Source organism: Caballeronia sp. KNU42, assembly GCF_053760385.1.
In genome coordinates this window covers 3,392,153-3,419,091 of the sequence record NZ_CM132388.1, presented here as the reverse complement: position 1 = coordinate 3,419,091, position 26,939 = coordinate 3,392,153, and the positions used below count along the sequence as shown (strand labels likewise).

Genomic DNA, 26,939 nt, shown 5'->3' with positions numbered 1-26,939 from the left:
CCTCAGAGCAAATAAACGAATCGATGTCTGATCAAGCAAGTCCGCACCCCGACGACTCATCCGGTATCGCCAGCCAATTGGTCAGGCGAGTGCGCTCCAGACTCGCCAACGGTGTCACGAGCCTGACTACGGGCAGTGGACCATCGCTTGATTATTCGTCGCCGCCGGGTGACCCGGGACTCTTCGGACCCGACGCCATTTGCTGGAAAGTCCACGCCGACTTCACGTCGATGATGACCGGCGGCGTCAGCGCCCTCCTGCTTCAGGCCCTGCATCCAATGGCGCTCGCGGGCGTCTGGGACCACTCCACCTTTCGCACCGATATTCTCGGACGCCTGCGCCGCACGGCCACTTTTATCGCGGGTACGACATACGGAAATAAGCATGACGCGCTTGCGCTCATCGAACGTGTGAAGCGAATTCATCTCTCCGTTACCGGCATTGCTCCCGACGGCCGGCCGTATCGCGCAAGCGATCCCGAGTTGCTGACGTGGGTTCACGTCGCGGAAGTATCGAGTTTCCTGAAGGCGCATCTGCGATACGTGAACCCGCTGCTTCCCCTTGAGGCACAGGATCGCTATTACACGGAGACGTCGACCATAGCGGAGATGCTCGGTGCGACCAATGTGCCGAAGAGTTGTGCGGAGATCGACAGGTATCTGGCGTCAATGCAGCCACAGCTGGAAGCCGGCGACCGTACGCGGGAAGTGCTGAGGGTGCTGATGAACGCGCCGGCGCCCAGCTTAGCGATGAAACCCGCCGGCGCGCTGATCATGAACGCCGGTGTGGACCTGCTGCCTGACTGGGCGCAATCGATGCTCGGATTCGGCGCTCTTGCGCCGCTGCGCCGCGCGTGGACCCGGCCGGGCGTCAGGATGATCGCGCCATTGATACGCTGGGCGCTGATCAACAGTGTGTCCAAGCGAGCCCGGCGCCGCGCTGCGATGAAGCCCGATTAGCGCGGGACTTCCTTGAGGTCGTCGTCGCTTCCGGGGGAAGATAGATGCGCGACATCGCCCCACGTCACGACCTTCGTTTGACCGTTCTCAAAGTCCACCACGTTGATACTGGAGTTCAGCAGCGGCCAGTCGCGCGGCACGTCGAGCGGCAATCCACGCACGAACCGATAAACGCAGTCGAGCACGCCACCGTGAGCGACAACCGCAATACGCCCGTCTGGATGCGCGGCCACGATCGGCTCGACAGCGCCCAGCACACGTTGCGAGAATGCCCGTTGCGACTCACCGTCAGGCGGTGCGAAGTCCGGATTATGGCTCTGCCAGTCCGCATATTCGGACGGATACTTCGCGCGGATCTCTTCGCCGCTGTGCGCTTGAAAGTCGCCGTATAAACGCTCGCGCAAACCTTCGTTCAACCTCAACGTCAAGCCGAGCGCGTCCGCAAATGGTTTCGCAGTTTGCTGGGCACGCAGCAGGTCGCTGCAATACACCGCGTCGAGTCGGGCGCCCATCTTCGACTCCTGCAACAGACGCTGCGCGAGTTGCTCCGCTTGCGCAATGCCGGTTGCAGCCAGCGGGATATCAATATGCCCCTGAATACGCTTGATGCGATTCCAGTCGGTTTCGCCGTGCCTGATGAAGAGGACTTGCGTGGTCATGAGATGCGTGAATTCCGGAAGGTGCCGCTAAACAAAGGGGGCAGTGACAAGACTCGGGGGACGTCTCAGGGACGGACTTCCAGCCAGAAAGTGACCGGCCCGTCGTTGACCAGCGACACCTGCATGTCCGCACCGAACTCGCCCGTCTCAACAATGGGATGCATGGCGCGCGCCTGCGCAACAAAGTAATCGAACAGCCGGCGGCCTTCCTCTGGCGGCGCAGCCGGTGTGAAGCTTGGGCGCAGCCCGCTGGATGTATCGGCGGCGAGGGTGAACTGCGACACCAACAGCACGCCGCCCGCACGCCCTGCACCGTCTATATCCCGCACAGGGAGATTCATCTTCCCGGCGGCATCGCTGAAAACACGATACGCCAGCATCTTCGCCAGCAGTTTGTCCGCAACGGCCTCGGTATCGCCACGCTCCGCGCACACGAGCGCCAGCAAGCCGGCATCGATCGCACCCGTCACGCGCTCGCCCACGCGCACGTCGGCCCGCAAGACGCGTTGAATGAGTGCGATCACGTGCTTACGCTGTCAGCGTGACGCGCGCGAAGCGGCGTTTGCCGACCTGCACGACAAACTCGCCGGCTTCGATCTTCAAGCCCTTGTCCGACACCGTCGCGCCGTCGATCTTCACGCCACTTTGCTCGATATTGCGCAGCGCCTCGCTGGTTGAAGGCACCAGCCCGGCTTGCTTCAACAGTTGCCCGATGGCGAGCGGCGCACCGCTTAGCGTCACCGACGGAATCTCGTCCGGCACGCCGCCCTTCGCTCGATGGTTGAAGTCTTCCAGCGCACGCTCGGCGTCCGCCGGCGAATGGAAACGCGCGACGACTTCCTGCCCCAGCAGTACCTTGAAATCGCGCGGGTTACGACCACCCTCGGCTTCGCTTTTGAACCGCGCAATCTCTTCGATACTTCTAAACGACAGCAGCTCGAAGTAGCGCCACATGAGCGTGTCCGAGATGCTCATCAGCTTGCCGAACATGTCGGTAGGTTTCTCGCTGATGCCGATGTAATTGTGCTTCGACTTCGACATCTTCTCGACACCGTCCAGGCCTTCCAGCAGCGGCATGGTCAAGATGCATTGCTGCTCCTGGCCGTACTGCTTTTGCAATTCGCGGCCAACCAGCAGATTGAACTTCTGGTCCGTCCCGCCGAGTTCAAGATCGGCGTTCAGCGCAACCGAGTCGTAACCCTGCATCAGCGGATACAGCAATTCATGAATCGAGATGGGCATGCCGCCCTGGTAACGCTTCGTGAAATCCTCGCGCTCGAGAATCCGCGCGACCGTGTAGCGCGACGCGAGCTTGATCATGCCGTCGGCGCCGAGCGGCATGGACCATTCGCTGTTGTAGCGAATCTCGGTCTTCTCACGATCCAGCACGAGCGCAGCCTGCTCGAAATAGGTCTTCGCGTTCGACTCGATCTGCTCGCGCGTCAACGGCGGGCGCGTGGCGTTACGCCCTGACGGATCGCCGATCAGCGAAGTGAAGTCGCCGATCAGGAAGATCACCGTATGGCCGAGGTCCTGCAACTGACGCATCTTGTTCAGGACAACCGTGTGGCCAATATGGATATCGGGTGCGGTCGGATCCAGGCCAAGCTTGATTCGCAGTGGCTTGCCGCTCGCGGCGCTACGAGCAAGCTTCTGCGCGAACTCGGCTTCGATCAGCAGTTCGTCGCAGCCCCGTTTAGCGATGGCAAGCGCTGCCTGCACTTCGTCGGTGAGAGGTAAGGTTTTCGCAGCCGAAGCCGGAGAGTCGTTCGGTTCAGTGGTCATGCTTGCAACTTTTTTCGGGTGATTTGTTCGGGGCGCTAACAGGCGCCGATCGGGCAACAGCCGCTGTTTCCCGATTCGTCCACAGTCACGTTCGGACATGGAAAATCGTGCGGCATTCGCTTGTTCAGGCAACGGATTTTACGTGATGTCGACCGCCTTCGCCCCGTTTTCCCCGCTTGTTGGCCGCGCGTTAGCCATTCGGTCATGTTTTGAACGCCCCGACTCCGGATACGGCGCGCAAAACTCGACCGAATGGCTAACGGCTTAACGAGTGGCATCGATGCGTGGATAATCGGTCCATCGCGGCCGCTTTGGCCGTGGGAATTGCATGAATAATTGCATCAATGACTGCTCGAACGGAGTCATCGGTGAACCCGCATCGAACAGGAGAGCAACGTGGCGCGACGGACCGAGGCAACGGATACAGGCGACATGGCGGACGGCGTGTACTTTGGGCTGATGTCGGGTACGAGCATGGACGGCGTGGACGGAATTGCCGTCCAGTTCACCGCCGGCAAGCCGTCCGTTGTGCTCGGCGAGGCTCATGTCGGGTTCTCGCAAGGTCTGCGCGACGCACTCTTCGCCCTTCAGGCGCCCGGCGACAACGAACTGGAACGCGAAGCCCTCGCAGCGAACGCGCTGGCCACGCGCTACGCCGTGTGTTGTCACGAACTGGCCAGCATGAGCGGCTACTCATCCGCTAAAGTCCGCGCGATCGGCGTACACGGGCAGACGGTACGGCACAGGCCCGAAAAGGGCTACACGCGGCAAATCAACAATCCCGCGCTGCTCGCAGAAATGACCAACATCGACATCGTCGCCGACTTCCGTAGCCGGGATGTCGCCGCCGGCGGTCAGGGCGCACCGCTTGTCCCAGCATTTCACGCGACCATTTTCGGCAGCAAGGACGAGACCCGCGTTGTCTGCAATCTGGGTGGCATCAGTAACATCACCATTCTTTCAGCCAACGGCAGCGTCCACGGTTTCGATTGCGGACCGGCGAACGCCCTGCTGGACGAATGGGCGCATCGGCATTTGAAACGGCCCTTCGACGAAGGCGGACATTTCGCGGCACAGGGCCAAGTGCATCGCCCGCTGTTGAACGCGCTGCTCAACGAACCGTTTTTCGAACAGCAACCGCCTAAAAGCACCGGCCGGGATCTATTCAATCCTGAGTGGCTCGATGCCAAACTCGTCAGTTTTGAACAGATGGCGCCAGAAGATGTGCAGGCCACGCTTGTTGCGCTGACCGCCATCACTGTTGCAAGAGAGATCGAGCGGCACGCTTCTGATTGCCGCGCAGTCTATGTGTGTGGCGGCGGCGCCCGCAATCCGGTGCTGATGCAGGCGATCCAGCAAGCGCTTGGAGAGAGCGGCGCCGCGGGGGTCCCCGTGATGACCACGGAAGCGCTCGGCGTGCCGCCGCAGCAGGTGGAAGCTTTGGCGTTCGCCTGGCTTGCGATGCGCTGCGTGGCCCGCAAGCCGGGCAATGTTTCGGCAGTGACAGGGGCTGCGGGGGAACGGGTGTTAGGGGCGATTTATCCCCGTTGAGCCTGGCCTTTTGCTAACCGTCCGTGCATCGTGAAACGGCCATCGGCGCAAAGAAGAAACCGAAGGTTTGGTCCGGTGCGCTGCCTGAAACCCTGTGCCCGTTAGTCATAACGCCGTTTGTTTCTCGAAACACAAACCCGGGTCAACGCAGGCCCGAAAAACAAAAACGGAGCGCGAAGGCTCCGTTTTAAAACCGCATGATGTCGCGCAATCCGATCAACCAACCAGAATCACGCCGAGAATGACGATCCGCAACCGCACGTGCTGGTCGCATTCGGATTCTTGATCACGAACTGCGCGCCGTTCAAGTCGTCTTTGTAGTCGATCTCAGCGCCAACCAGGTACTGGTAGCTCATCGAATCGATCAGGAGCTGGACGCCAGCTTTATCCATCACGGTGTCGTCTTCATTGATGGCTTCGTCAAACGTGAAACCGTACTGGAAACCCGAACAGCCGCCACCCTGCACAAACACGCGCAGCTTCAATTCCGGATTGCCTTCTTCGTCGATCAGTTGCTTGACCTTGTCAGCTGCTGCGTCGGTGAAAACGAACGGCAACGGCATTTCGGTCGTGGGGGTGTCTGTGACAGCGTTCATTCGAATTCTCCAAAAAAGCTTCTAGTGCGTATTGTAGGGCTGATCTCAATATCGTGCTGGAAGCCCATGTAATCAATAGGCTATCGCTCCGAGACTATCCTGAAATTGCCGTGGCTGCCCGAGACGTCACAGAAAGACGGCCGCGATCGTCGAGCATCCGCCACGAAAAAAGCCGCCGGCGCATACACGCAGGCGGCTTTTCGAGCCATTTCGCCGTAACAACGACGAAACCGCCAAACAGCTTAACGCTTCGAGAATTGTTTCCGGCGACGTGCCTTGTGGAAACCAACCTTCTTACGTTCAACTTCACGAGCATCGCGGGTAACAAAGCCGGCTTGTGACAGCGTGGGCTTCAGCGTTGCGTCGTAGTCCATCAGCGCGCGGGTGATGCCGTGGCGAACTGCACCCGCCTGACCCGTTTCACCGCCGCCGTTCACGTTGACCTTGATGTCGAACGTGGTGGCGTGGCTCGTCAGTTCGAGCGGCTGACGCACGATCATCAGCGACGTTTCGCGCGAGAAATAATCAGCAATGGGCTTGCCATTGACGATGATCACGCCCGTACCGGACTTGATGAACACGCGGGCAGTGGCGCTCTTGCGGCGGCCCGTACCGTAATTCCAATTACCGATCATATGGGCTCCCTTTAGATCTCGAGCGCTTTAGGCTGTTGAGCCGTATGCGGATGCGTTGCGCCAGCGTAGACCTTGAGCTTCTTGATCATAGCGTAGCCGAGCGGACCTTTCGGCAACATGCCCTTAACGGCTTTCTCGAACGCGCGGCCCGGGAAGCGTTCTTGCATCTTGTTGAACGTCGTTTCGTAGATGCCGCCCGGATAGCCCGAGTGACGGTAGTACTTCTTGTCAGTACCCTTGTTGCCCGTGACGCGCAACTTGCTGGCGTTGATGATGACGATAAAATCGCCAGTGTCGACGTGCGGGGTGAACTCGGGTTTGTGCTTGCCGCGAAGTCGGGCGGCCACTTCACTGGCGACACGTCCGAGAACCTTATCCGTCGCGTCAATCACGTACCATTCACGCGTCACCTCATGGGCTTTTGCGGAAAACGTCTTCATGATCGATCCAAAAAATAAATCTGCCCTGCTTTGTCCCGCTTGTATGTTCGTGCGCATCGAGGCGCGTGCGGGCTCTCCCTGGTTCTCGTCCACGGGCATGGTGCGGATAGAGAACTTTGAATTATAAGGGAAATTTCGGTGTGAAGTCAAAACTTGCCTGTTTGGCAAGCTAAATGACCTTTGGGCCAACGCTGACGGAGCCATTGCGGAGAGATTTTGCGAAGGGCAATTAGCCCGCACATCTCCCGCCAAGTCAGGAGTCGACGCTAAAGCAGACGAAAAAAAGCCCGAGCCTTGGGCTCGGGCTGAATCCACCTAGGAGGAGGTGGAGGAGACAGGACCAAGTATATGAAGGGCTTTTGTGCAAAGCAAGTAAATTTGCATTATGAGATAGAATTTCATAATGCAAAATATTACGAAACAACAAAAATTAAGAATTTAATGTTTAAAATCAAATACTTATCGTATATAAAAAAGCCGCTCATGCGCAAGTTGCGTTACAAACCCCTTATTTACAGTAGGGAAATCGCGGATTTGTCCGATGTATCGCGTCGCAACAATGATCCCCGGACCCTGTTATCGAAGACGCTGTGCGGATTCATACAATCAGCTAAAACGCTACAATCGAGACGATTGAACAAGTGTCATATGGCACCGGAGTTTTCTCATGGAATGCAAAGTTAGCTGGATGGGACAGGACGGAATGGCGTTTGCAGCGGAAACGGGCAGCGGCCATCTGGTCACAATGGACGGCGCGCCGGAAGGTGGCGGCCGTAATCTCTCGCCGCGGCCAATGGAAATGGTCTTGCTCGGCACGGGCGGTTGCACCGCGTACGACGTCGTGATGATCCTGAAGAAAAGCCGTCAGGAAGTCGTGGGGTGCTCGGTGACGCTCAAGGCGGAACGCGCAAGCGAAGACCCGAAGGTGTTCACGAAGATCCACTTCCACTTCACGGTGACAGGCAAGAACCTGAATCCCGCGACTGTCGAACGCGCGATCACGCTCTCGCACGACAAATACTGCTCGGCGTCGATCATGCTCGCGAAGACGGCTGAACTGACGCATTCCTTCGATATCGTCGCGAGCTGATTCAAGGGCATCGAAGAAAAAAGCAGGACGAAAAAAAGCCGGCGTCATCACTGACGCCGGCTTTCTTTTTGAATCTCACAAAGCAGGCCGATAAGCCGGATTCTGTGCACGCCTCACGCCCGAAAGCGTAACGCGCGTGGCAGCCATTCCTCTAGTCGCGCCATTACTGACGCGCTCAAGCTTCCTACCCGCAGACGAGACGGAGGCACCGTCCTGCATCGCGAAGATGCGCGCCTGCCTACTTGGAATTGCTCCGGGTGGAGGTTACCTTGCCGGTCTGCCTTGCAGCAGCCGCGGTGCGCTCTTACCGCACCGTTTCACCCTTACCTGATCCCCGGACTTGCGCCCGGGGCCATCGGCGGTTTGCTTTCTGTTGCCCTGTTCCGCGTGTCGCCACGGATGGCCGTTAGCCATCACCCTGCCTGTTGGAGTCCGGACTTTCCTCGCCCTCTCCAGCCGAAACCGGATCAGCCGCGACTGCCTGGCCTACTTTGCGCCGATGATTTTAGCATGGGGGGTTCAGCAGCCTCACCGTCAACTCATTGCAGCGGCTAAGTCCGCGATCGGCGGCCGGATCGAAAGACCTGGGGGTCATCGTAGAACGATGGATTTTCGTTTTCAGGCCACCAGCCAGGTACGCCAAGCACGGGCAGCGGCGTGAAATATTGGCTGGAAATGGCTTCGTTCTTCAGGCGTTCGGACACAGCGTGGTCGAGGATCGCGCGGCGCTCGGCATCGGCGGCGGAGAAATAGGCCGGCTCGACTTCAACGATCCACGCATGCCCCGTGCACGCCTTGTACGGAGCAACTAACTTTTCAAGCAGCGCGTGGCCGAAGATGCGCGCCTCGCATCGAACGCCCCAGGCTGCGCGTTGTTCGACAAGCAACATGCGCCAGTCGAAGGCGCGAAGCGATGCGCCAAGCGACGGGTCTGCGCAGGCAAAGAGGATTGCGTTTTCATCGAAGAGGGTCAGCGCGTCGCGCGCCGCGCCACGAGTCGGGCCAATGCCAAGTACATCGATTTCCGCAGCTTGGCCTGCGTTCAGCGCAGCCTTGATGCGCGGGTACTGGAACCACATCGAACTATTGAAGAAATCGTGCAGGTTGTAGCGCGTGGGCACGCGCCCGGTCCCGGCGATATGCCCTTCATACGATGCCCCCGCCGGCAACTGATCCTGCGCGATGAACGATAGCCGCTTGCCCCGCCCGGTTACACGCGGATCGCTGTGTGCGTCGGCGTTAAGAGTGGAAAGATAGGCTGGGTAGCTATTTAGTGCCGCCTGCCGCCAGCGTTCGCCGCGCTCAGCAAGTGGCGCCAGCCACGGGCTTGACCAGTCGATATCCATGAAGCCTTGCGCCGCGCGGGTGTCAGTAAGCTGCGACCGTGCCGTTGCCGCATTTTCAGGCTTCGATGCATCTTCCCGGTCAGACATAGGCGTAGTTCGAGAGGCGCCGGGTTCCGCGCTCAAACCATCCTGAGCGCGTCCCGGCAACCATCACTCCATCCGCCAACCGATGGACTCGCCCCCGCCCAGCGGCACGATCTCGTCATCACCGGCCATGAATTCCGCCGGCAGCGTCCAGGGTTCGCGGCGCAGCGTCACGCTCTCTGTCGAGCGCGGCAAACCATAGAAGTCCGCACCGTGGAAACTCGCGAAACCCTCGAGCCGGTCCAGCGCGCCGGCCTGATCGAATGCTTGCGTGTAGAGCTCCAGCGCGTGCAGCGCCGTATAACAACCCGCACAGCCGCACGCGTGCTCCTTCAACCCCTTCGCATGCGGCGCGCTGTCCGTGCCGAGGAAAAACCGCGGATTGCCCGACGTGGCTGCCGAAACCAGCGCCACACGATGCGTCTCGCGCTTGAGCACTGGCAAACAGTAGTAATGCGGCCGAATTCCGCCCACAAACAACGCATTGCGGTTGTACAGCAGATGATGCGCGGTCAGCGTAGCGCCGGTCGGACCGTCGGCGTCGCGGACATAATCGGCGGCGTCCTTCGTCGTGATGTGCTCGAACACGACCTTCAGCGCGGGAAAATCGCGGCGCAGCGGTGTCATCACGCGATCGATAAACACCTTCTCCCGATCGAACATATCGATGGCCGGATCTGTTACTTCGCCATGCACGAGCAGCGGCAGGTCATGCTTTTGCATCGCTTCCAGCGTCTTCGCGCACTTCGCGATGCTCGTGACACCAGCGTCCGAATTGGTCGTCGCGCCTGCCGGATAAAGCTTCACGCCGTGGACGAAACCGCTTTCCCGGGCGAGACGGATTTCCTCGGGCGGCGTGTTGTCGGTGAGATAAAGCGTCATAAGCGGCTCGAAACGCGCGCCGGGGCCGTCCTTCGGCAACGCCGCCAGAATGCGCCCGCGATAAGCGGCCGCCATCTCAGTCGTCGTCACCGGTGGCCGCAGGTTCGGCATGATGATCGCCCGGCCGAACTGCCGCGCCGTGTGCGGCAAGACAGCGGCGAGCACGGCGCCGTCACGTACGTGCAAATGCCAGTCGTCAGGACGCGCGAGCTTGATCGAGTCGACAGCGGAGTCAATGGCGGAGGCAACGGAAGATGTGGAAGCGGACATTGGCGTGATAGCGATGAAAATAATCGGATGACGAAGACGCAGGGGACTGTGGCGGCCGCGAAACCAAAAAGCATAAACAAAGGGGAAACTTGAGCAGCTTCGCCATGGATATCGGACGGATCAGTGAATCGTGTTCCCAAACCGCGTGCTCGATCAAGCTACAAACGGAAGCGGCCTACCCAATCGGTCAGTTTTTCTCCCGCTATCGGGCCCATACCGTGGAAATTCCACAACGATGCCGCCTGCACTCTAAAGCCGCGATTTTTTGGCGGTTTCGTCGGTGCTATGCTTTGGCTAACCGTATTGTAACGGTTAGCTCCATTCACCCAGTCTGTCTGCAGCCTCAGCAATGTGCCAACTTCTCGGAATGAACTGCGCGGAACCAACGGACGTCACTTTCTCGTTCACCGGTTTCGCGGCGCGTGGCGGCGTTACCGACCATCACGCGGACGGCTGGGGCATTGCGTTCTTCGAAGATAAAGCCTGTCGTCTTTTCATCGATCACCAGTCGTCGGCCAGTTCACCGCTCGCTGAAATGGTGAAGCGTTATCCGATCAAGTCGAAGAACACGATCGCGCATATTCGCAAGGCTACACAAGGTCACATCCTGCTCGAGAACTGCCATCCGTTCATGCGCGAGTTGTGGGGACGCCACTGGATTTTCGCGCACAACGGTGACCTGAAGGATTACAAGCCCTGTCTGAACGGACAATATCAGCCGGTCGGCACGACCGACAGCGAGTTGGCGTTCTGCGCGTTGCTGCAAGGTCTGCGGCGCGAATTCCCGGGCTGCCAGCCGCCGCTGGACGAACTGTTCGCAGCGCTTGAAAAGCTCACGCGCGAGATCACGCAATTCGGCGTTTTCAATTTCCTGATGTCGAACGGCCAGGCGCTGTTCACGCATTGCTCCACGCATCTGTATTACCTCGTGCGGAGCTGGCCGTTCTCCACCGCGCATTTGATCGATGCGGACATGTCGATCGATTTCGCGAAGTACACCACGCCGGAAGATCGCGTTGCGGTGATCGCCACATCGCCCCTCACCGACGACGAAATCTGGTCGCGTTTCGAACCCGGCGATCTGGCTTTGTTCCAGCACGGTGCGTTGCTCAAGACGGTCAACGTTCCGGTACCGGCTGACGTCGCGGAGAAAGCGCGCGAGCCGTTGTGCAAGGTTTGCGTTGAATCGGTCCTGCGCGCTGAGACCATCGAGACGACGGCCGATGTGGAGACCGAACTCGGGATCGAGTAGTTGGAGAATAGTTTCGCTGCTGAAGGATCACCTGAACTCACGCTTGTTCCACCTTCCAGGGAGCTTATGCAATGTCAGGAAAATTCGTCGTCGACCGTGCTCGCAACGGCCAGTTCTATTTCAACCTGCGGGCAGCCAACGGCGAACCGATCCTCAAGAGCGAGACGTATGTGACGCGAGCATCGGCGGAACATGGCATTGCGTCAGTCAAGGCGAATGCGTTGATCGACGACCGCTACGAGCGCAAGACGGATAAAAGCGGCGCGCCCTATTTCAACCTGAAGGCTGGGAATCACGAGATCATCGGCGTGAGCGAGGCTTATAGCAGCGCGGCGGCCAGGGATGCCGGGATCGAGTCGCTAAAGAAAAATGCGCCCGATGCCGTGACGCAGGACAACACGAAAACCACGTCGACCAGCCACTAACGCTGAATCACCAAAAAATATGGCCGTTCCAGCTCACGCCGGAACGGCCATATTTTCGTTCAAAGCTGCTCGACGCTAATAAAAGCAGCTTGCATCAGACCATCAATGCAGGATCTTCGCCAGGAAGTCCTTCGCGCGATCCGACTTCGGGTTTTCAAAGAACGCGTCCTTCTTGTCGTCTTCCACGATCAAGCCCTTGTCCATGAAGATCACGCGATGCGCGACCTTCTTCGCAAAGCCCATTTCGTGCGTCACGCACATCATGGTCATGCCTTCCTGCGCGAGTTCGACCATCACGTCGAGCACTTCGTTAATCATTTCCGGGTCGAGCGCGGACGTGGGTTCATCGAAGAGCATGGCGATTGGATCCATCGATAACGCCCGCGCAATCGCCACCCGCTGCTGCTGCCCGCCGGAAAGCTGGCCGGGGAATTTATCGGCGTGAGTGCTCAAGCCTACGCGCTCCAGCAGCTTCAACCCCTTCGCCGTTGCTTCATCCTTCGAGCGTCCCAGCACCTTGATCTGCGCCAGCGTCAGGTTCTGCACGATCGTCAGATGCGGAAACAGTTCGAAGTGCTGGAACACCATGCCGACTTTCGCGCGCAGCTTCGACAAGTTGGTTTTCTTGTCGCCAAGCGATTGCCCGTTGATCGTGATCTCGCCCTTCTGGAACGGCTCGAGTCCGTTCACGGTTTTAATCAGCGTCGACTTGCCCGAGCCCGAAGGACCGCACACCACGACTACTTCGCCCTTTTTGACTTCCGTCGTGCAATCGGTGAGCACTTGAAACGGGCCATACCATTTCGAAACATTCTTGAGTGAGATCATCGAGCGACCTTTTTCTGAAGACTTTTGACGAGACCGGATGCGACCAGGCACACCACGAAATAACAGGCGCCGGCGAACAGCACCATTTCGACGGTCGTGCCGTCGCGATCGCCCACGTTCGTTGCCGTGCGGAAAAAGTCCGCGAGGCTGATCACATACACCAGCGACGTATCCTGGAACAACACGATAGCCTGCGTAAGCAGCAGCGGCACCATTGCCCGGAACGCCTGCGGCAGGATGATCAGCTTCATTGCCTGCGTGTAGGTCATGCCCAGCGCGAACGCCGCGTTCACCTGCCCGCGCGACACCGCCTGAATGCCGGCGCGGATGATTTCCGAATAATACGCGGCCTCAAACAGCGAGAACGCGACCATGGCGGACGCCAGGCGGATATCGACTTCCGCCGATAACCCCAGCACATTTTGCAGGAATTGCGGCACGATCAAAAAGAACCACAGCAGCACCATCACGAGCGGGATCGAACGAAACAGCGTGACGTACCCCTTCGCGAACCATTCGAGCGGCTTGATGCCTGAGAGGCGCAACAGCGCGAGCACGGTGCCCCACAAGATTCCGAACACGAGCGCGAGCAGCGTGATCTTGAAGGTGATGATGGCGCCGGTCCACAACGTAGGCAGCGAACTCAGCACACTGCTCCAATTGAAATGATGCATCACTTGCCTCCAATGTAGCCGGGCAACCGGGTCTTGGCTTCGACCACTTTCATCAGTTGCATCACGATCAGGTTGATCAGCATGTAGGCAAGTGTCACGGCAATGAACGACTCATACGACTGCGCGGTGTAATCCACCAGTTGGCGTGCCTGCGCCGACAATTCGAGCAGCCCGATGGTCGATGCCACCGCCGAGTTTTTGAACACGTTCAAAAATTCCGACGTGAGCGGCGGCACGATGATGCGGTACGCAACCGGCATCAGGATGTAGCGATACGTCTGCCACTCGGTGAAGCCCATGGCGAGACCGGCGGCGCGCTGTCCGCGCGGCAAGGCCGCAATGCCCGAGCGCACTTGCTCGCACACGCGTGCTCCGGTGAACAACCCGAGGCAGATGATGGATGACGAATAGAACTGCGCGTTCGGCGGCAGCTGCTTGAACCAGTTGCCAACGGAAGCGGGCAGCAATTCCGGTATCACGAGATACCAGATGAAGAACTGCACAAGCAAAGGGATATTACGAAAGATGGCGACATACACCGTGCCGATGGTGGCCAGCTTGCGGTTCGGCACGGTGCGAAGAATGCCGAACAACGAGCCGACCACGAGCGCCACGATCCATGACGCGAGCGACACGGTAACCGTCACCCAGAAGCCGGAAATCAGCCAGCCCAGATAGGTTGTCGGCTCGCCGGTCGAGACAGGGCTTAGGAAAACGCCCCAATTCCAGTGGTAGGACATGGACTCCCTCCAAAAGAAAACGGAAGAAGCAGCGCTCCTTCCGTTTCCATCAATCAAGCAGAACCGAGATTAGTCGATTGCCTTGTCGTTCGGGTTCTTGAAAAGCGCCTTCATGTCATCGCTTTCCGGGAAGGCCAGATTCAGACCCTTCGGCGGAATCGGACTTTCAAACCACTTCTTGTAGATCTTGTCGCCTTCGCCTGAAGTTTCGACCTTGGCGATGGCGTCATCGACTACCTTCTTGAACTCCGGATCGTTCTTGCGCAGCATGCAGCCATACGCTTCACGCGATTGCGGCGTGCCGACAATCACGAAATCGCCCGGATTGCTCGACTTCGCGCGTTCGCCGGCCAGCAACGCGTCGTCCATCATGAACGCAACGGCGCGTCCCGTCGACAACGTCAAAAACGAATCGCCGTGATCCTTTGCGCTGATGATGTTCATGCCCATGTTCTTGTCCTGGTTCATCTTGCGAAGCAGGCGCTCGGACGTCGTTCCAGCGGTCGTCACAACGGTCTTGCCCTTCAGGTCGTCGAAGTCCTTGACCCCCGAATCCTTCTTGGTCATCAGGCGCGTGCTGATCACGAAGATGGTGTTGGAGAACGCGACTTGTTGCTGACGCTCCAGGTTGTTCGTGGTCGAACCGCACTCGAGATCGATCTGGTTACCCGTCACGAGCAAAAGGCGGTTTTGTGACGTCACCGACTTCTGTTGAATCTTCAGATTCGGCATGTTGAGCTTTGCCTTGACGGCGTCAACCACCTTCAAAGCAAACTCATACGAATAGCCAATGACCTGTTGCTTGTCGTCGTAATACGAGAACGGAATCGACGACTCGCGAAAACCCAGGTAGATGTTCCCTGAATCCTTGATCTTCTTGAGCGTATCGTTGTTTTGCGCTTGCGCGCCCGATGCGAATAGACCCAGCGCGGCGAGCAGCAGCGCGGCTTTTTTAATCTTCATAATCTGTGATCTCCTTGGCGAAAACGGCGCAATTTTAGCAGGGTAATAAATTTGAAAGAATGAATGTTGTCCACAGTTGTTATTTTTGAGACACCCGCTCTAATGTAAGGCTGTGCAGGGTTTCCGCGCTTTCAAATGACCTCGGTTCTGCCCTAATTTTCTTGTCTTTTATACGCGAAAAGCCCGTCGATGTCCCAAAGGACGCCGGCGGGCGTTTTGATGCTTTTTGCGTTAGCGGCGCTTCATGCAGACATGCGCTCGCAAACGTTTTTGATATCCAAAATCACGGATACAGGCCACGCATTTCACGTGCTTGCAGGATCCGCGTACACGCGACAATAAACGCCGCCGTGCGCACCGATACCGAATGCTCGCTCGCCACTTGCCACACGGCCGCGAACGCTTCGCGCATCACGCGTTCGAGTCGCTGGTTGATTTCGTCTTCAGTCCAGAAGAAGCTCGAGAAGTCCTGCACCCATTCGAAGTACGACACCGTCACGCCGCCCGCATTCGCGACCACGTCGGGAATCACGAGAATACCCTTGTCGTGGAGGATGTCGTCGGCTGCCGTTGTGGTCGGGCCGTTGGCGCCTTCCACCACGATCTTCGTCTTGATCTTCGGCGCGTTTTCTTCCGTGATCTGGCCTTCGAGTGCGGCCGGAATCAGGATATCGCTTTCGATGGTCCAGAACTCGTCCTTCGATACCGGGTCTGCACCTTCGAAGCCACCCACGCCACCATGCTTCGCCACGTGTTCGAGCAACGCGACGGAATCGATACCCGACGATTTGTACAGCGAACCGGTGTGATCCTGCACCGCCACCACTCTCGCACCGGCTTCCTGGAACAGCCGTGCCGCGATCCCGCCGACGTTACCGAAACCCTGCACGGCGATGCGTGCGCCTTCGATATCGAAACCAATCCGGCGTGCCGCTTCCGAGCCCACGACAAACACGCCTCGGCCCGTTGCTTCCTTACGTCCGAGCGAACCGCCCAGCGAGATCGGCTTGCCGGTCACAACACCCGTTGCCGTCTGCCCCTGGTTCATGGAGTACGTGTCCATCATCCACGCCATGATCTGCTCGTTCGTGTTGACGTCGGGCGCGGGGATGTCCTGGTTCGGTCCGATGATGATGCCGATTTCGCTCGTATAACGACGTGTCAGACGCTCGAGCTCACCGCGCGACAACGTGCGCGGATCGACACGAATACCGCCCTTTGCGCCGCCGTACGGCACGTTCACGGCCGCATTCTTCACCGACATCCACGCCGACAGCGCCATCACTTCGGAAAGCGTAACGTCCTGGTGATACCGCACGCCGCCCTTGCCCGGACCACGCGACATGTTGTGCTGCACCCGATAGCCTTCGAAGTGCGTGACCGTGCCGTTATCGAGTTCGATAGGGCAATCGACGATCAGGATGCGCTTCGGGCGCTTGAGGGTTTCAACCCAGCGCGACAGCGAGCCGAGATACGGCGCGACACGATCGACCTGCTGGAGATAGTTGCCCCAAGGGCCGAGATGAGTGGAATCGAGATAGGAAGGAATGACGTGCTGAACAGCGGGAACAGCAGAAGCGGTGCGGTCTTGTTGCGGCGATGACATCGAAACCCCAGCGTTGTGTGGAATGGGGCCATTGTCGAAAATTCGGATATTGAAATCCAATGCCGTTTCATCATTGCGTTATGTTTTTCTTGCATAACGTCTTAGAGGCTTATATGGCTGGCGTTTCCACGGGCTTCGATACTTCTTCGCCCACTGCTTCCCAAAGATTACGCATCAGGGCTTGCCGCGGATCGTCGCCCTTCGATGCCATCTTGTCGCGATACAAACGAATTTCCATCGTGAGCGTGAACTGACCCGCCGGTGTGCCGAGGGTTCCCCGGTCGAGGCGGATCAAGCGGCCTTCCTCGACCTCGTTGGCCACTGCGCTGTGCGGCAGGAAAGCCACGCCATGACCGGCCAGCGCCATCGCCTTGAGTCCTTCGGCCATGTCGGTTTCATAGACCTTGTCGAGATAAAGACGTGCCGGCGATGTCGCGATGATCACCTCCGTCATGCGGCCAAGATAAGCGTTAGGCGTGTACGAGAGATACGGCGCGGGGGCATCGGCGGTAGCGGGCAACGTGTAGCGCGCACGGCCGCCCTTGTTCACCGATGAGAACGGGCTGATGGGTTCGGTGCCGAGCGTCAGCATGTCGTAGCGGGCGGGATCAAGCGCCATCGGATGGCTCGGATGGTGATAACCCATCACCAGGTCGCAGCCGCCTTCCACCAGCGACAGCACCGCATCGTGTACGTTCAGCGCGCGCAAACGCGTGTTGATGCGCCCAAGCCGCGCTTCTATATGGTGTAACCAGCGCGGGAAATAGGTCAGTGAGAGCGTGTGCGGAACCGCGAAGTCGATGGTCGCATTAGGCACACCCGTCTGCCCTCGCAATAGCGTGCGGGCTTCGTGGAATTGCGAAAGCATCGCGAGCGCCTGCTCGTAGAAGACCTGACCGGCTTGCGTGAGGCGCGTTGGGTAGACGGAGCGATCGATGAGATCCGTCCCCAGCCACGCTTCGAGCGCCTGGATCCGCCGCGAAAAGGCCGGCTGAGTGATATGCCGCAGTTCGGCCGAACGGCTGAAACTGCGAGTCTCCGCAAGCGAGACGAAATCTTCGAGCCATTTCAGTTCCATGCGGCTCCTTCGGCCTGGTTGGGGATGCTCCCTGAACGCGTCCATATTTTACCGTTGCGCTCGCAGCGGCTTCATGTCGACCACATCAATTAACAGCGCGAGGCGCCGCGCACCATTCTCACGCGGCTCGCACACGCGCGGTGCTGCGTTGCAGCGATAGCAGTGCGTAAGGTGTTGCGGCCGATCGAGCCTGAGCTGACCGACCGCCAGCGTCTGCGGCGCTTCATCCGGCGCGAAGCCGCGTTGAGATTCGGTCTGCGGCTACCGGAACTAAAGATGAATTGCATTGGCATGTTACTTGCAAATTGCGGTCGGCCGAGCGTCGACCCGGGTTGAGACCCGTTCATCGACGCCTCGCCAAAGCCGCCCCACGCCGAGGATTCGATGAAAAACCTGCTGACCTCTTTAAGGAGCGGCAACTGGCGCTCGCTGGTTGCCTGCTTCCTGTATTTCGATACCGGTTTCACCGTTTGGGTGCTGTACGGGCCGCTTGCTCCGTTCATCAGCAAAGACATCACGATGACCGCCGCGCAACAGGGCTTTCTCGTCGCGGTGCCCGTTCTGGCAGCCGCGATCCTGCGCGTGACACTGGGCAACCTGTACCAATCCACCGATGGCCGCCGCGTTGCATTGATGGGCGTCGTGCTTTCGTCCGTCCCGACCATTGTCCTGCCGCTGTTGTCCGGCACGCCGTCGTATTCGCTACTGCTGGTGCTTGGCGTGTTCCTAGGCATGGGCGGCGCGAGCTTTGCCGTCGCTTTGCCGATGGCCGGCAGCAACTATCCTCCGAAGGTGCAGGGGCTTGTGCTCGGACTCGCTGCGGCGGGCAACATCGGCGCGGTGCTGGACGGCTTCCTGTTCCCCCATCTCGCCGATGCCTTCGGCTGGAAACTCGCCACTGCCGCTGCATTGCCCTTGCTCGCGATCACAGCGATCGCGCTGTTCATGTGGGCATCCGATGGCGGCCAGAAGACCGGCAGCACGTCGCGCGCAATGGCGAGTTTCGCGATCACGCTCGTCGGGCTGATCGTGATGGTGCTCGCGGTGCATGGCGGTGTGTTCGGCGGCGGGCGTACGGGCGTCTTGCTGCTGCCGGTGCTTGGTGCGCTGCTCGCAATTGCCGTGCTGCCGAAACACTATAGGGCGGTGCTCGCTGAACGCGATACCTGGGTCGTGATGCTGATCTACAGCATCACGTTCGGCGGGTTCGTCGGGATGTCGTCGTATGTGACGTTGCTGCTGACCAATCTCTATCAGATGCCCAAGATCGAAGCCGGTCTCTTCATGGCGATGCTGGCGTTCCTCGGCGCGATCGTGCGGCCCTTCGGTGGTTATCTCGCCGATCGCGTGACCGGCGTACGCGCGTTGCTCGTGTTGCTGGCGGTGATTGCTATTGCCGACTTCGCGTTTGCCATCTGGATGCCGCCGGTGGCGGGAGGTATCGCACTGCTGGTTTGCCTGTACCTGTGTTTTGGGCTGGGCAACGGTTCGACATTCCAGCTCGTGCCGCAGCGATGGAAGGGCAAGACAGGGTTGTTGTCGGGGATTGTCGGTGCGGCGGGCGGGATTGGCGGGTTTTATCTGCCGGTAATCATGGGGATAGCTAAGGAAAGTACCGGCAGCTATCAGATGGGTTTTGCGACGTTCGGCGTATTGGCCGTGTTTGCTTTTGGCTTCCTGCTGGCACTGCGTACACAATGGCTAAGCTGGGCCGCGCCGGGAGTGGTAGCGCTTGGGGCTGGCAGCGCAACGGCGATGGTTCACGCGACGGAGTAAGGTCGCGGGGCTTAAGACAGAAAGCGTCGATGCCCGAAGGTATCGGCGCTTTTTGTCAGGAACATTGCGCGTGGCTTACTTGTCACAAAATGTCGCTGCGGTGATTCCAAGACGCTCCTGCTGATAGTCTTTCATTTTGGTCCGCCGCTTTCCGGCGAACCCTTGCAAGACCCACAGCCGGAGCATGAAATGGACGCGCGGCAAAAGCTCAACTTCAAGGTCGACAGTTACACGCCCGAGACGCTGCCTATGGCGCGGCTCGTGCAATACCTTGCGCAGCTCGTAAGCCTGTACGGCAGTGACGACCTCGTTCATTTCGACAAGTTGATTCGGGGAAGTGCGATCGTGCAGGTCTCGGTGGATGCGATCGCTGTACCGGCCGTGCTGCATCGTCTCGGGAACGTGACGTCAACACAGCCGGACCCGGACGCAGTGAAAGCATATCGCGCGATCGACAAACTGCTTCGCGCCGATAACGCGATCGGCTCGATCACTCGCGGTAAAGACACGAACATCCTCGAATTCCCGGGCAGGACGCAACCCGCTACAGACACCATCACGATCCATCAGCCAACTACCGTAGACGGCGTACTGATCAAGATCGGCGGCCGTGACGAAACCATCCCTGTCACGCTTCGAAGCGTGGAAGGCAAGATCATCAACGGGGAAATCCGGGGCGTCGCACAAGCGAAGGAACTGTCGCGCCATTACATGAATGGCGTGCTGCGTGTAGCGGGCAACGGCAGGTGGAGCCGAACGGGCAACGGCGAATGGCTGCTTGAAGCGCTCTCTATTCAGTCTTACGAAGTTATCGACAGCGCCCCGCTCGATCAGGTCTTGTTCGAGTTGCGAAGCGTCGAGCAAAACGGCTGGGGTGAGCTGGAGAATCCCATTGAAGCGTGGAAGCGCCTGAGAGGGCGTGAATGATCGTATTCGACGCAAACGTGCTGATCTCGTTGTCGGCACCTCAGCAAGCGGCTGATTTATCTGAACGTATCGCCGGCCTCATTCAGGATCTGACGGCCGCCAAAACGGTGATCGGCGTGCCGGCTCCCGCGTGGGCGGAATATCTGTGCGGCACGGACTTGGCAACGGCCACCTTGATCGGTCTACTGAAGAAACGCAGCGCGATTCGGATTCTTCCGTTCGACGAAATGGCAGCAACCGAACTCGCGTTGTTCGACCAGATCACACGGGCGAAGGGATCGAAGAAGGGGGCATCGCGAGACTCGTGGCAGAAGATCAAGATCGACCGGCAGATCCTTGCGATCTCGAAAGTCCATTCAGCCACTTTGATCTATAGCGAAGACGAAGGGCTGATTGTCGAAGCAGGCCGTCTTGGCATACCCGTCTGCCGGACCGGCGATATTCCGCTCAAACCTAAGCAGAACGACCTGGATCTTCAACCGGGGTAAGCCAGCGCCCCTAAGCCCGCGCCGACTCCCCCACTTCCACCGCATCACCCCCACCCTCTTCCGGCTCTGCTGCCTTCTGCTGCTGCAGCGCCCACATCTGTGCAAACAATCCCCCGGCGCGCACCAGTTCAGCATGCGTGCCGCGCTCCACAATCCGCCCGTGATCCATCACAATAATCTGCTGCGCGTGAACCACCGTCGACAACCGATGCGCAATGATCAGCGTCGTGCGTTCCTGCGCGATCAGGTCAAGCTCGTGCTGGATAGCGCGTTCCGATTTCGAATCGAGCGCGGACGTGGCTTCATCGAAGATGAGGAGAGGCGGATTCTTCAGCAGCGTCCGCGCAATCGCCACACGCTGTTTCTCGCCGCCCGACAACTTCAAGCCGCGCTCACCCACCGGCGTCTCATACCCCGCCGGCAAACTTTCGATGAACTCATGAATATGCGCTGCGCGCGCCGCCGCGAGCACTTCATCGCGTGAAGCCGATGGCCGGCCGTACGCAATGTTGTAGTAGATCGAATCGTTGAACAGCACCGTATCCTGCGGCACGATACCAATCGCCGCGCGCAACGAATCCTGCGCGACGTCGCGGATATCCTGGCCATCCAGCAGAATCTGCCCGCCTTGCTCACGATCGAGATCATAGAAACGGAACAGCAAACGGCCGAGCGTCGATTTGCCCGAACCACTATGACCGACCACCGCCGTCGTCGTCCCGGCCGGAATCGTGAAATCAACGCCATGCAGGATCGGCCGCGCGCGTTCATACGAAAAACTCACGTTCTGGAACCGGACCTCTGCACCCTTCACGGCGAGCGGCGGCGCGTTCGGCACATCCGGCACTTCGCGCCCGGCGCCAAGCAGGGTGAACATGCGGTCCATATCGGTGAGACTTTGCTTAAGCTCGCGATACACCACGCCCAGGAAATTCAGCGGGATATACAACTGCAGCATGAACGTGTTGATCAGCACGAGATCGCCGAGCGTCAGATGCCCAGCAATAACGCCCCGCGTCGCGCGCCAGAGGATGAACACGAGCCCCGTGCCAATGATGAATTGCTGCCCGAAGTTAAGCACCGAAAGCGAACGCTGCGAACGAATTGCCGCCGTGCGATAGCGCCTGAGGTTTTCATCGTAACGCTGCGCTTCCCACTCTTCGTTGCCGAAATATTTTACGGTTTCGTAGTTCAGCAATGAATCGATGGCACGCGAATTCGCCTTCGAATCGAGTTCGTTCATCGTGCGCCGGAAGTGCGTACGCCATTCGGTGAGCTTGATCGTGAACACGATGTACGTCACCAGCGCAATCAACGTGACGATCGCGTAATACGCTTCGTATTTCGCGACAAAAAATCCGAGCACGAGGCCGACTTCCACGAGCGTCGGCAGGATGCTGTAAAGCGAATACGAAACGAGTTGCTGAATGCCGCGCGTGCCGCGTTCAATGTCCCGCGACATTCCGCCAGTCTGCCGGTCGAGATGAAACCGCAGCGACAGCGAATGCAAATGCCGGAACACTTTCAGCGCGAGTTGCCGCACGGCGCTTTCCGTGACCTTCGCAAACAGCATTTCGCGCAATTCGGTGAATAGCGAAGTGGACAGGCGCACGACCGCATACGCCACAACCAGCAGGCCCACGCCGCTCACCAGGATGATCGCCGCTGAATCCTGCGCGCGTCCGAGCGCGGTCAGATGCTGGATGGAACTGAGGCTGTCGATGACCTTTTTCATCACGATCGGCACACCCAGATTCGCGACTTTCGCGCCGATCAGGCAGGTCAGCGCAAACGCGACACGCCATTTGTACGTGGCCAGGTACGGCAGCAGCGAGAGAATGGTCTGCCAGTCGTTGCGCGGGCCTTTCGCGACAGGAACCGGTTCGGAAGGAGAGTTGCGGCGCATGGATTCGGGATCTGCAGAGGTCCGCGTCGCATGAACAAACGGCGTCGGACGAGCGAGGTATCGCGGGGCGGGCGCCCATCTCAAAATGCGGGCTTTCCCGTACAATTCGATGTTCCCGGCGTGGGCTGCGCGTGAGCAGCAATTAGCCAAACGCCGTAAAAACACGCTGAAACGAGTTCGAATAAACCAGACTCGTTCGGGCGTTAGGCAACATCGTTTAATCATGCATTGTCGCAGAAGGCGCCACGGCGCGCTGACCGCCCGGCATCCCGTCACTCTTTCATGGAACTCAAGCTCGTGACCGATTCCCTGCAACTCCCGAACAAGCCGGTCGCGCTGCGCGTGATGCCCCAACCGTCCGATGCCAACGTCCACGGCGATGTCTTCGGCGGCTGGATCATGGCGCAGGTGGACATCGCCGGATCGATCCCGGCCAGCCGGCGCGCGAATGGGCGCGTGGCGACCATCTCCGTGAATTCGTTCGTGTTCAAGCAGCCGGTGTTTGTCGGCGATTTGCTGAGCTTTTATACCGACATTGTGAAAACGGGGAATACGTCGGTGACGGTTTCTGTCGAGGTCTATGCCCAGCGCATGAGCCTGGCGCAAGACGTGGTGAAGGTGACGGAAGCGACGCTGACCTACGTTGCCACCGACAGCGACCGCCGTCCGCGCGCATTGCCCGCGCTGGACTGATCGGACGGACCTGGGCGCACACCGAGCCGCCGGCTGGTCCGGCTGTTCAGCAATAGCGCGGGAATCTCGCCGGCCGGCAGCGGCGGCGAGAAGAAAAAACCCTGCATCTCGTCGCAATTGCGGGCCACGAGGAAGTCGAGTTGCGCCGCCGTCTCAACACCCTCCGCAATCACCTGCAACTCGAGCGAGTGAGCGAGCGCGATAATCGCTGAAGTAATCGTTTCATTGCCTCCCGATACGCCGATATCCGCCACGAACGAGCGATCGATCTTCAACCGGTCCACCGGAAAGCGCTTGAGATAACTCAGGCTTGAATACCCGGTCCCGAAATCGTCGATGGCAATGCTGATGCCGAGCGCCGCCAGCTCCGTCAACGTGGTGACGGTGTCTTCCCCGTTGCGCATGATCGCGCTCTCGGTGAGCTCGATTTCCAGGTGATGCGGCGCAAGCCCCGTTTCCGCCAGCACGGACGTCACCAGTACCCGGATATCGCGCTGCTGGAATTGCCGCGCCGACAGATTCACCGACATCCGCGCCGGCGGCAATCCCTCATCCTGCCACGCCTTGTTTTGCCGGCATGCCTCGCGCAGCACCCATTCGGACAATGGCCCAATCAGCCCGCATTCTTCGGCCACCGGAATAAATGCGCCCGGCGAGACCAGTCCGAACTCCGGGTCCATCCAGCGCACGAGCGCTTCCATGCCGACGATCTCGCCCGTCGTCAGATCCACTTGCGGCTGGTAGTGCAGCAGAAATTCCCTGTCGCGTAACGCCCGCCGCAAACGCCGCTCGACGTCCATCCGCGCGCCCACGCTCGCATTCATTTCCGGCTGATAGAACTGGTACGTGTTGCGTCCCATGTCCTTCGCGCGATACATGGCGATATCGGCTTTCTTGAGCACGGTTTCGGCGTCGTCGCCGTCCTGCGGGAACAGGCTCGCGCCCATGCTGCAGCCCACGTACATTTCCGTGCCATCGAGCCATACCGGGTCCGAAATGGCGGTCCGCACGCGCTCCATCCAGGCAATCAGCGCGCTTTCACCCGCCAGGTCCGGGAGCACGATCACGAACTCGTCGCCGCCGTGGCGCGCGACCGTATCGCCGCTGCGCCCGCAACGCGCCAGCCGCTCGGCGACCACCGCGAGCAAGCGGTCGCCGACGCTATGGCCCAGGCTGTCGTTGACGTTCTTGAAGCCATCGAGATCGACGAAAACCACGGCCAGCGTAGTGCCCTCTTCGCGTGCCCGATCGATCGCGTGTTGTAGCCGGTTGCGCAGCAGGTTGCGGTTGGGCAGCCGCGTCAGCGTATCGTAGTTCGCCTGATATTCGAGCTGCTCCTGATAGCGGACGACTTCGGTGACATCGTTGATCACGCCGACGTGATGCGTCGTGCGGCCCTGCGCATCCGGCACCGGCGCGATGAACAGTTGATTCCAGAACAGCACGCCATCCTTACGATAATTGCGCAGCACCGCGCTCGCTTCACGGTTCGCCGCGAGACCCGTACGGATTGTCTGGAGCCCTTCCTGGTCGAGGTCATCGCGCTGAAGGAAACGGCAATCACGGCCCACGATATCGGCCGGGTCATAACCCGTAATGCGTTTGAAGGCGGGATTCGCGTATTCGATCACGTTGCCCGTGGCGCTCGTGCCGGTGATCAGCACGGCGTTCACGCACGCATCGAGCGCACGGCTTTGCAGGCGCAGCGCCAGTTCGGCGCGCTTGCGCTCGGTCGTGTCATCGTACGAACCCAGCACGCCGATAATGCGCCCCGCCCCGTCGAGTAACGGCATCTTGCTGGTGATCGACGCGCGCACTCCATCATCGCGCTCGACGTCGCACTCCAGGTTCATCAGCGGCTCGCCAGTCGCCATGACCCGGCAGTCATCCTCACGAAGTTGCACGGCTGTGCGCCACCAGGGCAACTCGGCATCGGTCATGCCGACCACCTCTTCTTTACTCGCGAGACCGGCATCGCGGGCAAAGGCGGAATTGCAGCCCAGATAACGCGAGTCGCGGTCCTTCCAGAAGATCCGCTGCGGAATATTGTCGATAAGCGATTCCAGCATCTGCTTGGAGCGCCGCGCCTCGGTCTCGGCATTGATGCGGTCGGTGACATCGTTGGCGAGCATGAAAATGCCAGGATGCCCCGAGTAGGTCAGCGCGTGCGATGAGATGTCAGCGCTCACAAGCGCCCCGTCGCGACGCTTGTGGCGCCAGACGCCTGCCGGCTGTTGCGCGCCCGTCTGGCGCGGCTGCTTGCCCGTGTGGCGCGCGAGCAGTGTGGCAAACAGGTTGAAGTCGTTGTCGGCGTGCAGGTCGCCTACGCTCATCGACAGGAATTCAAGTTCGTTGTAGCCGTAATGCGTAAGCGCCGCCGGATTCACCGCAACGAAGCGATACGTCCTGGCATCGACAATCCACATGGGTACCGGATGCGCATCGAACAGATCGCGGAAACGCTCGTTGCTGCGCTGCATTGCCCGCGCAATGCGCAGCTTGTCGCGCGCGGACTTCTCATGGCGCGCGAAGGTGTAGATCAGTGCGCCGCCGCCGGCGAGCATCGTGAGGATCAGCAGGATGACAGCGCGGCTGGACGCCAGTGCGGACTCATTGAGCGCGGCCCCGAGCGAATCGGCTTCCCTCGCGCGCAGCACTGCCAGTTCGATATCGAGAGATTGCTGGTCTTCCGCGAGTCGACGAACTGCGTGCCGGGTCCAGTCACGGGACGCGCCCGGTGCGTCCGCGTCGGCGCGTTCGAACGCAGATTGAGCGTCGCGCTTCGCAATCCGTGCGCTTTCGCCGAGCAGGTAGAACGCGCCTTTCATGTCGGGTTCGTAATCGAACTGAGCCCTCAGGCCGCTTTCCAGCGCGTCGATATGCGCAGCACGCGCCTCGCGAACCTTGGGCGGCGTAAGGATGCCGCTTGCCTCGTACCAGCTGATTTCCGGGAGGATTTCGCCCAGAGCGCTGCGATACGCGTCGAGGTCGCGCATCAGGCTGAGAGAGCGCCGCGTGCGCGCGTCGGCATCGCCTTGACGGTCGATTTGCTGGTACGCGACGAACGCGTTCGCCCCCATGGCGATCAATACGACAGCCAGGTTCACCAGCAGGCGGCGGGAAAAAAATGAGTTCATGGGTTCGATCGCCGTCCGGGACGGGGGCTGGGAAGACTGGGCGAGCGTCTTCGCATCGATTTTCGTGTATCGATAGCTAGTTATCGGCAGGCGATCGGGGGAATTTAGGGTAGGCGCTTAAAAGACGCCTTGAGGGGGCTCGTGCGTGG

Annotated in this window: 25 protein-coding genes and 1 other RNA gene; 9 read left to right on the top strand and 17 right to left on the bottom strand. The window is 59.5% G+C overall.

Features of this window, described 5'->3' with window-relative positions; translation table 11 throughout:
- The first annotated feature begins 23 nt into the window (after nucleotides 1-23).
- A complete protein-coding gene (locus ACSOSP_RS15460; RefSeq protein ID WP_455308008.1) occupies nucleotides 24-959 on the top strand; it encodes an oxygenase MpaB family protein in 936 nt (311 codons plus the stop codon).
- Here the strand turns inward: ACSOSP_RS15460 and ACSOSP_RS15455 are convergent.
- The 3 genes from ACSOSP_RS15455 to tyrS all read right to left on the bottom strand — a co-directional run bounded on the left by ACSOSP_RS15455 (nucleotide 956) and on the right by tyrS (nucleotide 3,403).
- Entirely contained in the window at nucleotides 956-1,618 is a 663-nt protein-coding gene (locus ACSOSP_RS15455) for a histidine phosphatase family protein (RefSeq protein WP_455308006.1), read from the bottom strand. The genes ACSOSP_RS15460 and ACSOSP_RS15455 overlap by 4 nt on opposite strands.
- Nucleotides 1,619-1,683: 65 nt before the next feature.
- Complete coding sequence (gene dtd, locus ACSOSP_RS15450) at nucleotides 1,684-2,142, bottom strand: D-aminoacyl-tRNA deacylase (protein ID WP_455308004.1); 459 nt, start codon at nucleotides 2,140-2,142, stop codon at nucleotides 1,684-1,686.
- A gap of 4 nt (nucleotides 2,143-2,146) precedes the next feature.
- Complete coding sequence (tyrS, locus tag ACSOSP_RS15445; RefSeq protein ID WP_455308002.1) at nucleotides 2,147-3,403, bottom strand: tyrosine--tRNA ligase; 1,257 nt, start codon at nucleotides 3,401-3,403, stop codon at nucleotides 2,147-2,149.
- A gap of 396 nt (nucleotides 3,404-3,799) precedes the next feature.
- Here tyrS and ACSOSP_RS15440 point away from each other — a divergent pair, with 396 nt between their 5' ends.
- Nucleotides 3,800-4,954 (top strand): anhydro-N-acetylmuramic acid kinase, encoded by a 1,155-nt coding sequence (locus ACSOSP_RS15440; RefSeq protein WP_455308001.1) that lies wholly within the window; start codon nucleotides 3,800-3,802, stop codon nucleotides 4,952-4,954.
- Nucleotides 4,955-5,184: 230 nt separating this feature from the next.
- Here the strand turns inward: ACSOSP_RS15440 and erpA are convergent, their stop codons facing one another.
- The 3 genes from erpA to rplM all read right to left on the bottom strand — a co-directional run bounded on the left by erpA (nucleotide 5,185) and on the right by rplM (nucleotide 6,625).
- Nucleotides 5,185-5,550: an iron-sulfur cluster insertion protein ErpA gene (erpA, locus tag ACSOSP_RS15435; RefSeq protein ID WP_031357523.1), complete on the bottom strand. Its 366-nt coding sequence runs from the start codon at nucleotides 5,548-5,550 to the stop codon at nucleotides 5,185-5,187.
- Between the two features lie 242 nt (nucleotides 5,551-5,792).
- Complete coding sequence (gene rpsI, locus ACSOSP_RS15430; RefSeq protein ID WP_031357524.1) at nucleotides 5,793-6,185, bottom strand: 30S ribosomal protein S9; 393 nt, start codon at nucleotides 6,183-6,185, stop codon at nucleotides 5,793-5,795.
- A gap of 11 nt (nucleotides 6,186-6,196) precedes the next feature.
- The gene (gene rplM, locus ACSOSP_RS15425) at nucleotides 6,197-6,625 is read right to left on the bottom strand and encodes a 50S ribosomal protein L13 (RefSeq protein ID WP_031357525.1); all 429 of its coding nucleotides are present in this window, start codon (nucleotides 6,623-6,625) and stop codon (nucleotides 6,197-6,199) included.
- Nucleotides 6,626-7,292: 667 nt separating this feature from the next.
- Between rplM and ACSOSP_RS15420 the strand changes: the two genes are divergently transcribed.
- Nucleotides 7,293-7,715: an OsmC family protein gene (locus ACSOSP_RS15420; RefSeq protein ID WP_031357526.1), complete on the top strand. Its 423-nt coding sequence runs from the start codon at nucleotides 7,293-7,295 to the stop codon at nucleotides 7,713-7,715.
- 75 nt (nucleotides 7,716-7,790) lie between these two features.
- On the opposite strand, the gene rnpB is transcribed toward ACSOSP_RS15420, so the two are convergent.
- From rnpB to pyrC, 3 genes are all read right to left on the bottom strand, one after another.
- Nucleotides 7,791-8,208: RNase P RNA component class A (gene rnpB, locus ACSOSP_RS15415), an RNA gene on the bottom strand.
- A 58-nt stretch (nucleotides 8,209-8,266) separates the two neighbouring features.
- Nucleotides 8,267-9,061, bottom strand: coding sequence for a DUF3025 domain-containing protein (locus tag ACSOSP_RS15410; RefSeq protein WP_455310985.1), 795 nt, complete (start codon nucleotides 9,059-9,061; stop codon nucleotides 8,267-8,269).
- Between the two features lie 150 nt (nucleotides 9,062-9,211).
- Nucleotides 9,212-10,297: a dihydroorotase gene (pyrC, locus tag ACSOSP_RS15405; RefSeq protein WP_455307998.1), complete on the bottom strand. Its 1,086-nt coding sequence runs from the start codon at nucleotides 10,295-10,297 to the stop codon at nucleotides 9,212-9,214.
- Between the two features lie 349 nt (nucleotides 10,298-10,646).
- Here pyrC and ACSOSP_RS15400 point away from each other — a divergent pair, with 349 nt between their 5' ends.
- Both ACSOSP_RS15400 and ACSOSP_RS15395 read left to right on the top strand, forming a co-directional pair.
- Nucleotides 10,647-11,549: a class II glutamine amidotransferase gene (locus tag ACSOSP_RS15400; protein ID WP_455307996.1), complete on the top strand. Its 903-nt coding sequence runs from the start codon at nucleotides 10,647-10,649 to the stop codon at nucleotides 11,547-11,549.
- Nucleotides 11,550-11,620: 71 nt separating this feature from the next.
- Nucleotides 11,621-11,974, top strand: a complete 354-nt coding sequence (locus tag ACSOSP_RS15395; protein WP_455307994.1) for a YegP family protein — start codon at nucleotides 11,621-11,623, stop codon at nucleotides 11,972-11,974.
- Between the two features lie 102 nt (nucleotides 11,975-12,076).
- On the opposite strand, the gene ACSOSP_RS15390 is transcribed toward ACSOSP_RS15395, so the two are convergent.
- The 6 genes from ACSOSP_RS15390 to ACSOSP_RS15365 form a co-directional block, all read right to left on the bottom strand.
- Nucleotides 12,077-12,802, bottom strand: coding sequence for an amino acid ABC transporter ATP-binding protein (locus tag ACSOSP_RS15390; RefSeq protein WP_031357531.1), 726 nt, complete (start codon nucleotides 12,800-12,802; stop codon nucleotides 12,077-12,079).
- Nucleotides 12,799-13,476 (bottom strand): glutamate/aspartate ABC transporter permease GltK, encoded by a 678-nt coding sequence (gltK, locus tag ACSOSP_RS15385; protein WP_455307992.1) that lies wholly within the window; start codon nucleotides 13,474-13,476, stop codon nucleotides 12,799-12,801. Before gltK ends, ACSOSP_RS15390 begins: the two co-directional genes overlap by 4 nt.
- The gene (locus ACSOSP_RS15380) at nucleotides 13,476-14,216 is read right to left on the bottom strand and encodes an amino acid ABC transporter permease (protein WP_455307990.1); all 741 of its coding nucleotides are present in this window, start codon (nucleotides 14,214-14,216) and stop codon (nucleotides 13,476-13,478) included. The genes gltK and ACSOSP_RS15380 overlap by 1 nt, the downstream gene beginning before the upstream one ends.
- Nucleotides 14,217-14,285: 69 nt before the next feature.
- On the bottom strand, nucleotides 14,286-15,179 hold the full coding sequence (locus ACSOSP_RS15375) for a glutamate/aspartate ABC transporter substrate-binding protein (RefSeq protein ID WP_455307988.1): 894 nt from the start codon (nucleotides 15,177-15,179) through the stop codon (nucleotides 14,286-14,288).
- 283 nt (nucleotides 15,180-15,462) lie between these two features.
- Nucleotides 15,463-16,785 (bottom strand): Glu/Leu/Phe/Val family dehydrogenase, encoded by a 1,323-nt coding sequence (locus tag ACSOSP_RS15370; protein WP_455307986.1) that lies wholly within the window; start codon nucleotides 16,783-16,785, stop codon nucleotides 15,463-15,465.
- Nucleotides 16,786-16,894: 109 nt separating this feature from the next.
- Nucleotides 16,895-17,863 carry a LysR family transcriptional regulator gene (locus tag ACSOSP_RS15365; protein WP_455307984.1) on the bottom strand — a complete coding sequence of 323 codons (969 nt, stop codon included), beginning with the start codon at nucleotides 17,861-17,863 and terminating at the stop codon, nucleotides 16,895-16,897.
- 384 nt (nucleotides 17,864-18,247) lie between these two features.
- On the opposite strand from ACSOSP_RS15365, the gene ACSOSP_RS15360 reads away from it, so the two are divergent.
- The 3 genes from ACSOSP_RS15360 (at nucleotide 18,248) to ACSOSP_RS15350 (ending at nucleotide 21,054) form a co-directional block, all read left to right on the top strand.
- Nucleotides 18,248-19,639: an MFS transporter gene (locus ACSOSP_RS15360; RefSeq protein WP_455307982.1), complete on the top strand. Its 1,392-nt coding sequence runs from the start codon at nucleotides 18,248-18,250 to the stop codon at nucleotides 19,637-19,639.
- A 189-nt stretch (nucleotides 19,640-19,828) separates the two neighbouring features.
- Nucleotides 19,829-20,566 carry a hypothetical protein gene (locus tag ACSOSP_RS15355; protein WP_455307980.1) on the top strand — a complete coding sequence of 246 codons (738 nt, stop codon included), beginning with the start codon at nucleotides 19,829-19,831 and terminating at the stop codon, nucleotides 20,564-20,566.
- On the top strand, nucleotides 20,563-21,054 hold the full coding sequence (locus ACSOSP_RS15350) for a type II toxin-antitoxin system VapC family toxin (RefSeq protein ID WP_455307978.1): 492 nt from the start codon (nucleotides 20,563-20,565) through the stop codon (nucleotides 21,052-21,054). Before ACSOSP_RS15355 ends, ACSOSP_RS15350 begins: the two co-directional genes overlap by 4 nt.
- A 10-nt stretch (nucleotides 21,055-21,064) precedes the next feature.
- On the opposite strand, the gene ACSOSP_RS15345 is transcribed toward ACSOSP_RS15350, so the two are convergent.
- Nucleotides 21,065-22,960 carry an ABCB family ABC transporter ATP-binding protein/permease gene (locus ACSOSP_RS15345; RefSeq protein ID WP_455307976.1) on the bottom strand — a complete coding sequence of 632 codons (1,896 nt, stop codon included), beginning with the start codon at nucleotides 22,958-22,960 and terminating at the stop codon, nucleotides 21,065-21,067.
- A gap of 282 nt (nucleotides 22,961-23,242) precedes the next feature.
- Between ACSOSP_RS15345 and ACSOSP_RS15340 the strand changes: the two genes are divergently transcribed.
- Entirely contained in the window at nucleotides 23,243-23,653 is a 411-nt protein-coding gene (locus ACSOSP_RS15340; protein WP_455307974.1) for an acyl-CoA thioesterase, read from the top strand.
- Here the strand turns inward: ACSOSP_RS15340 and ACSOSP_RS15335 are convergent.
- Entirely contained in the window at nucleotides 23,599-26,790 is a 3,192-nt protein-coding gene (locus ACSOSP_RS15335; RefSeq protein WP_455307972.1) for a sensor domain-containing protein, read from the bottom strand. The genes ACSOSP_RS15340 and ACSOSP_RS15335 overlap by 55 nt on opposite strands.
- Nucleotides 26,791-26,939 lie beyond the last annotated feature (149 nt).

Excerpts from the sequence above, each read along its gene's own strand:
- ACSOSP_RS15375 (WP_455307988.1), bottom strand. The coding sequence starts at position 15,179 with ATGAAGATTAAAAAAGCCGCGCTGCTGCTCGCCGCGCTGGGTCTATTC.
- ACSOSP_RS15365 (WP_455307984.1), bottom strand. The coding sequence starts at position 17,863 with ATGGAACTGAAATGGCTCGAAGATTTCGTCTCGCTTGCGGAGACTCGC.
- ACSOSP_RS15410 (WP_455310985.1), bottom strand. The coding sequence starts at position 9,061 with ATGGATATCGACTGGTCAAGCCCGTGGCTGGCGCCACTTGCTGAGCGC.
- pyrC (WP_455307998.1), bottom strand. The coding sequence starts at position 10,297 with ATGTCCGCTTCCACATCTTCCGTTGCCTCCGCCATTGACTCCGCTGTC.
- ACSOSP_RS15355 (WP_455307980.1), top strand. The coding sequence starts at position 19,829 with ATGGACGCGCGGCAAAAGCTCAACTTCAAGGTCGACAGTTACACGCCC.
- ACSOSP_RS15370 (WP_455307986.1), bottom strand. The coding sequence starts at position 16,785 with ATGTCATCGCCGCAACAAGACCGCACCGCTTCTGCTGTTCCCGCTGTT.
- ACSOSP_RS15400 (WP_455307996.1), top strand. The coding sequence starts at position 10,647 with ATGTGCCAACTTCTCGGAATGAACTGCGCGGAACCAACGGACGTCACT.
- rpsI (WP_031357524.1), bottom strand. The coding sequence starts at position 6,185 with ATGATCGGTAATTGGAATTACGGTACGGGCCGCCGCAAGAGCGCCACT.
- ACSOSP_RS15345 (WP_455307976.1), bottom strand. The coding sequence starts at position 22,960 with ATGCGCCGCAACTCTCCTTCCGAACCGGTTCCTGTCGCGAAAGGCCCG.
- ACSOSP_RS15340 (WP_455307974.1), top strand. The coding sequence starts at position 23,243 with ATGGAACTCAAGCTCGTGACCGATTCCCTGCAACTCCCGAACAAGCCG.
- ACSOSP_RS15350 (WP_455307978.1), top strand. The coding sequence starts at position 20,563 with ATGATCGTATTCGACGCAAACGTGCTGATCTCGTTGTCGGCACCTCAG.
- tyrS (WP_455308002.1), bottom strand. The coding sequence starts at position 3,403 with ATGACCACTGAACCGAACGACTCTCCGGCTTCGGCTGCGAAAACCTTA.
- erpA (WP_031357523.1), bottom strand. The coding sequence starts at position 5,550 with ATGAACGCTGTCACAGACACCCCCACGACCGAAATGCCGTTGCCGTTC.
- gltK (WP_455307992.1), bottom strand. The coding sequence starts at position 13,476 with ATGCATCATTTCAATTGGAGCAGTGTGCTGAGTTCGCTGCCTACGTTG.
- rplM (WP_031357525.1), bottom strand. The coding sequence starts at position 6,625 with ATGAAGACGTTTTCCGCAAAAGCCCATGAGGTGACGCGTGAATGGTAC.
- ACSOSP_RS15380 (WP_455307990.1), bottom strand. The coding sequence starts at position 14,216 with ATGTCCTACCACTGGAATTGGGGCGTTTTCCTAAGCCCTGTCTCGACC.
- ACSOSP_RS15360 (WP_455307982.1), top strand. The coding sequence starts at position 18,248 with ATGAAAAACCTGCTGACCTCTTTAAGGAGCGGCAACTGGCGCTCGCTG.
- ACSOSP_RS15420 (WP_031357526.1), top strand. The coding sequence starts at position 7,293 with ATGGAATGCAAAGTTAGCTGGATGGGACAGGACGGAATGGCGTTTGCA.
- ACSOSP_RS15455 (WP_455308006.1), bottom strand. The coding sequence starts at position 1,618 with ATGACCACGCAAGTCCTCTTCATCAGGCACGGCGAAACCGACTGGAAT.
- ACSOSP_RS15335 (WP_455307972.1), bottom strand. The coding sequence starts at position 26,790 with ATGAACTCATTTTTTTCCCGCCGCCTGCTGGTGAACCTGGCTGTCGTA.
- ACSOSP_RS15390 (WP_031357531.1), bottom strand. The coding sequence starts at position 12,802 with ATGATCTCACTCAAGAATGTTTCGAAATGGTATGGCCCGTTTCAAGTG.
- ACSOSP_RS15460 (WP_455308008.1), top strand. The coding sequence starts at position 24 with ATGTCTGATCAAGCAAGTCCGCACCCCGACGACTCATCCGGTATCGCC.
- ACSOSP_RS15395 (WP_455307994.1), top strand. The coding sequence starts at position 11,621 with ATGTCAGGAAAATTCGTCGTCGACCGTGCTCGCAACGGCCAGTTCTAT.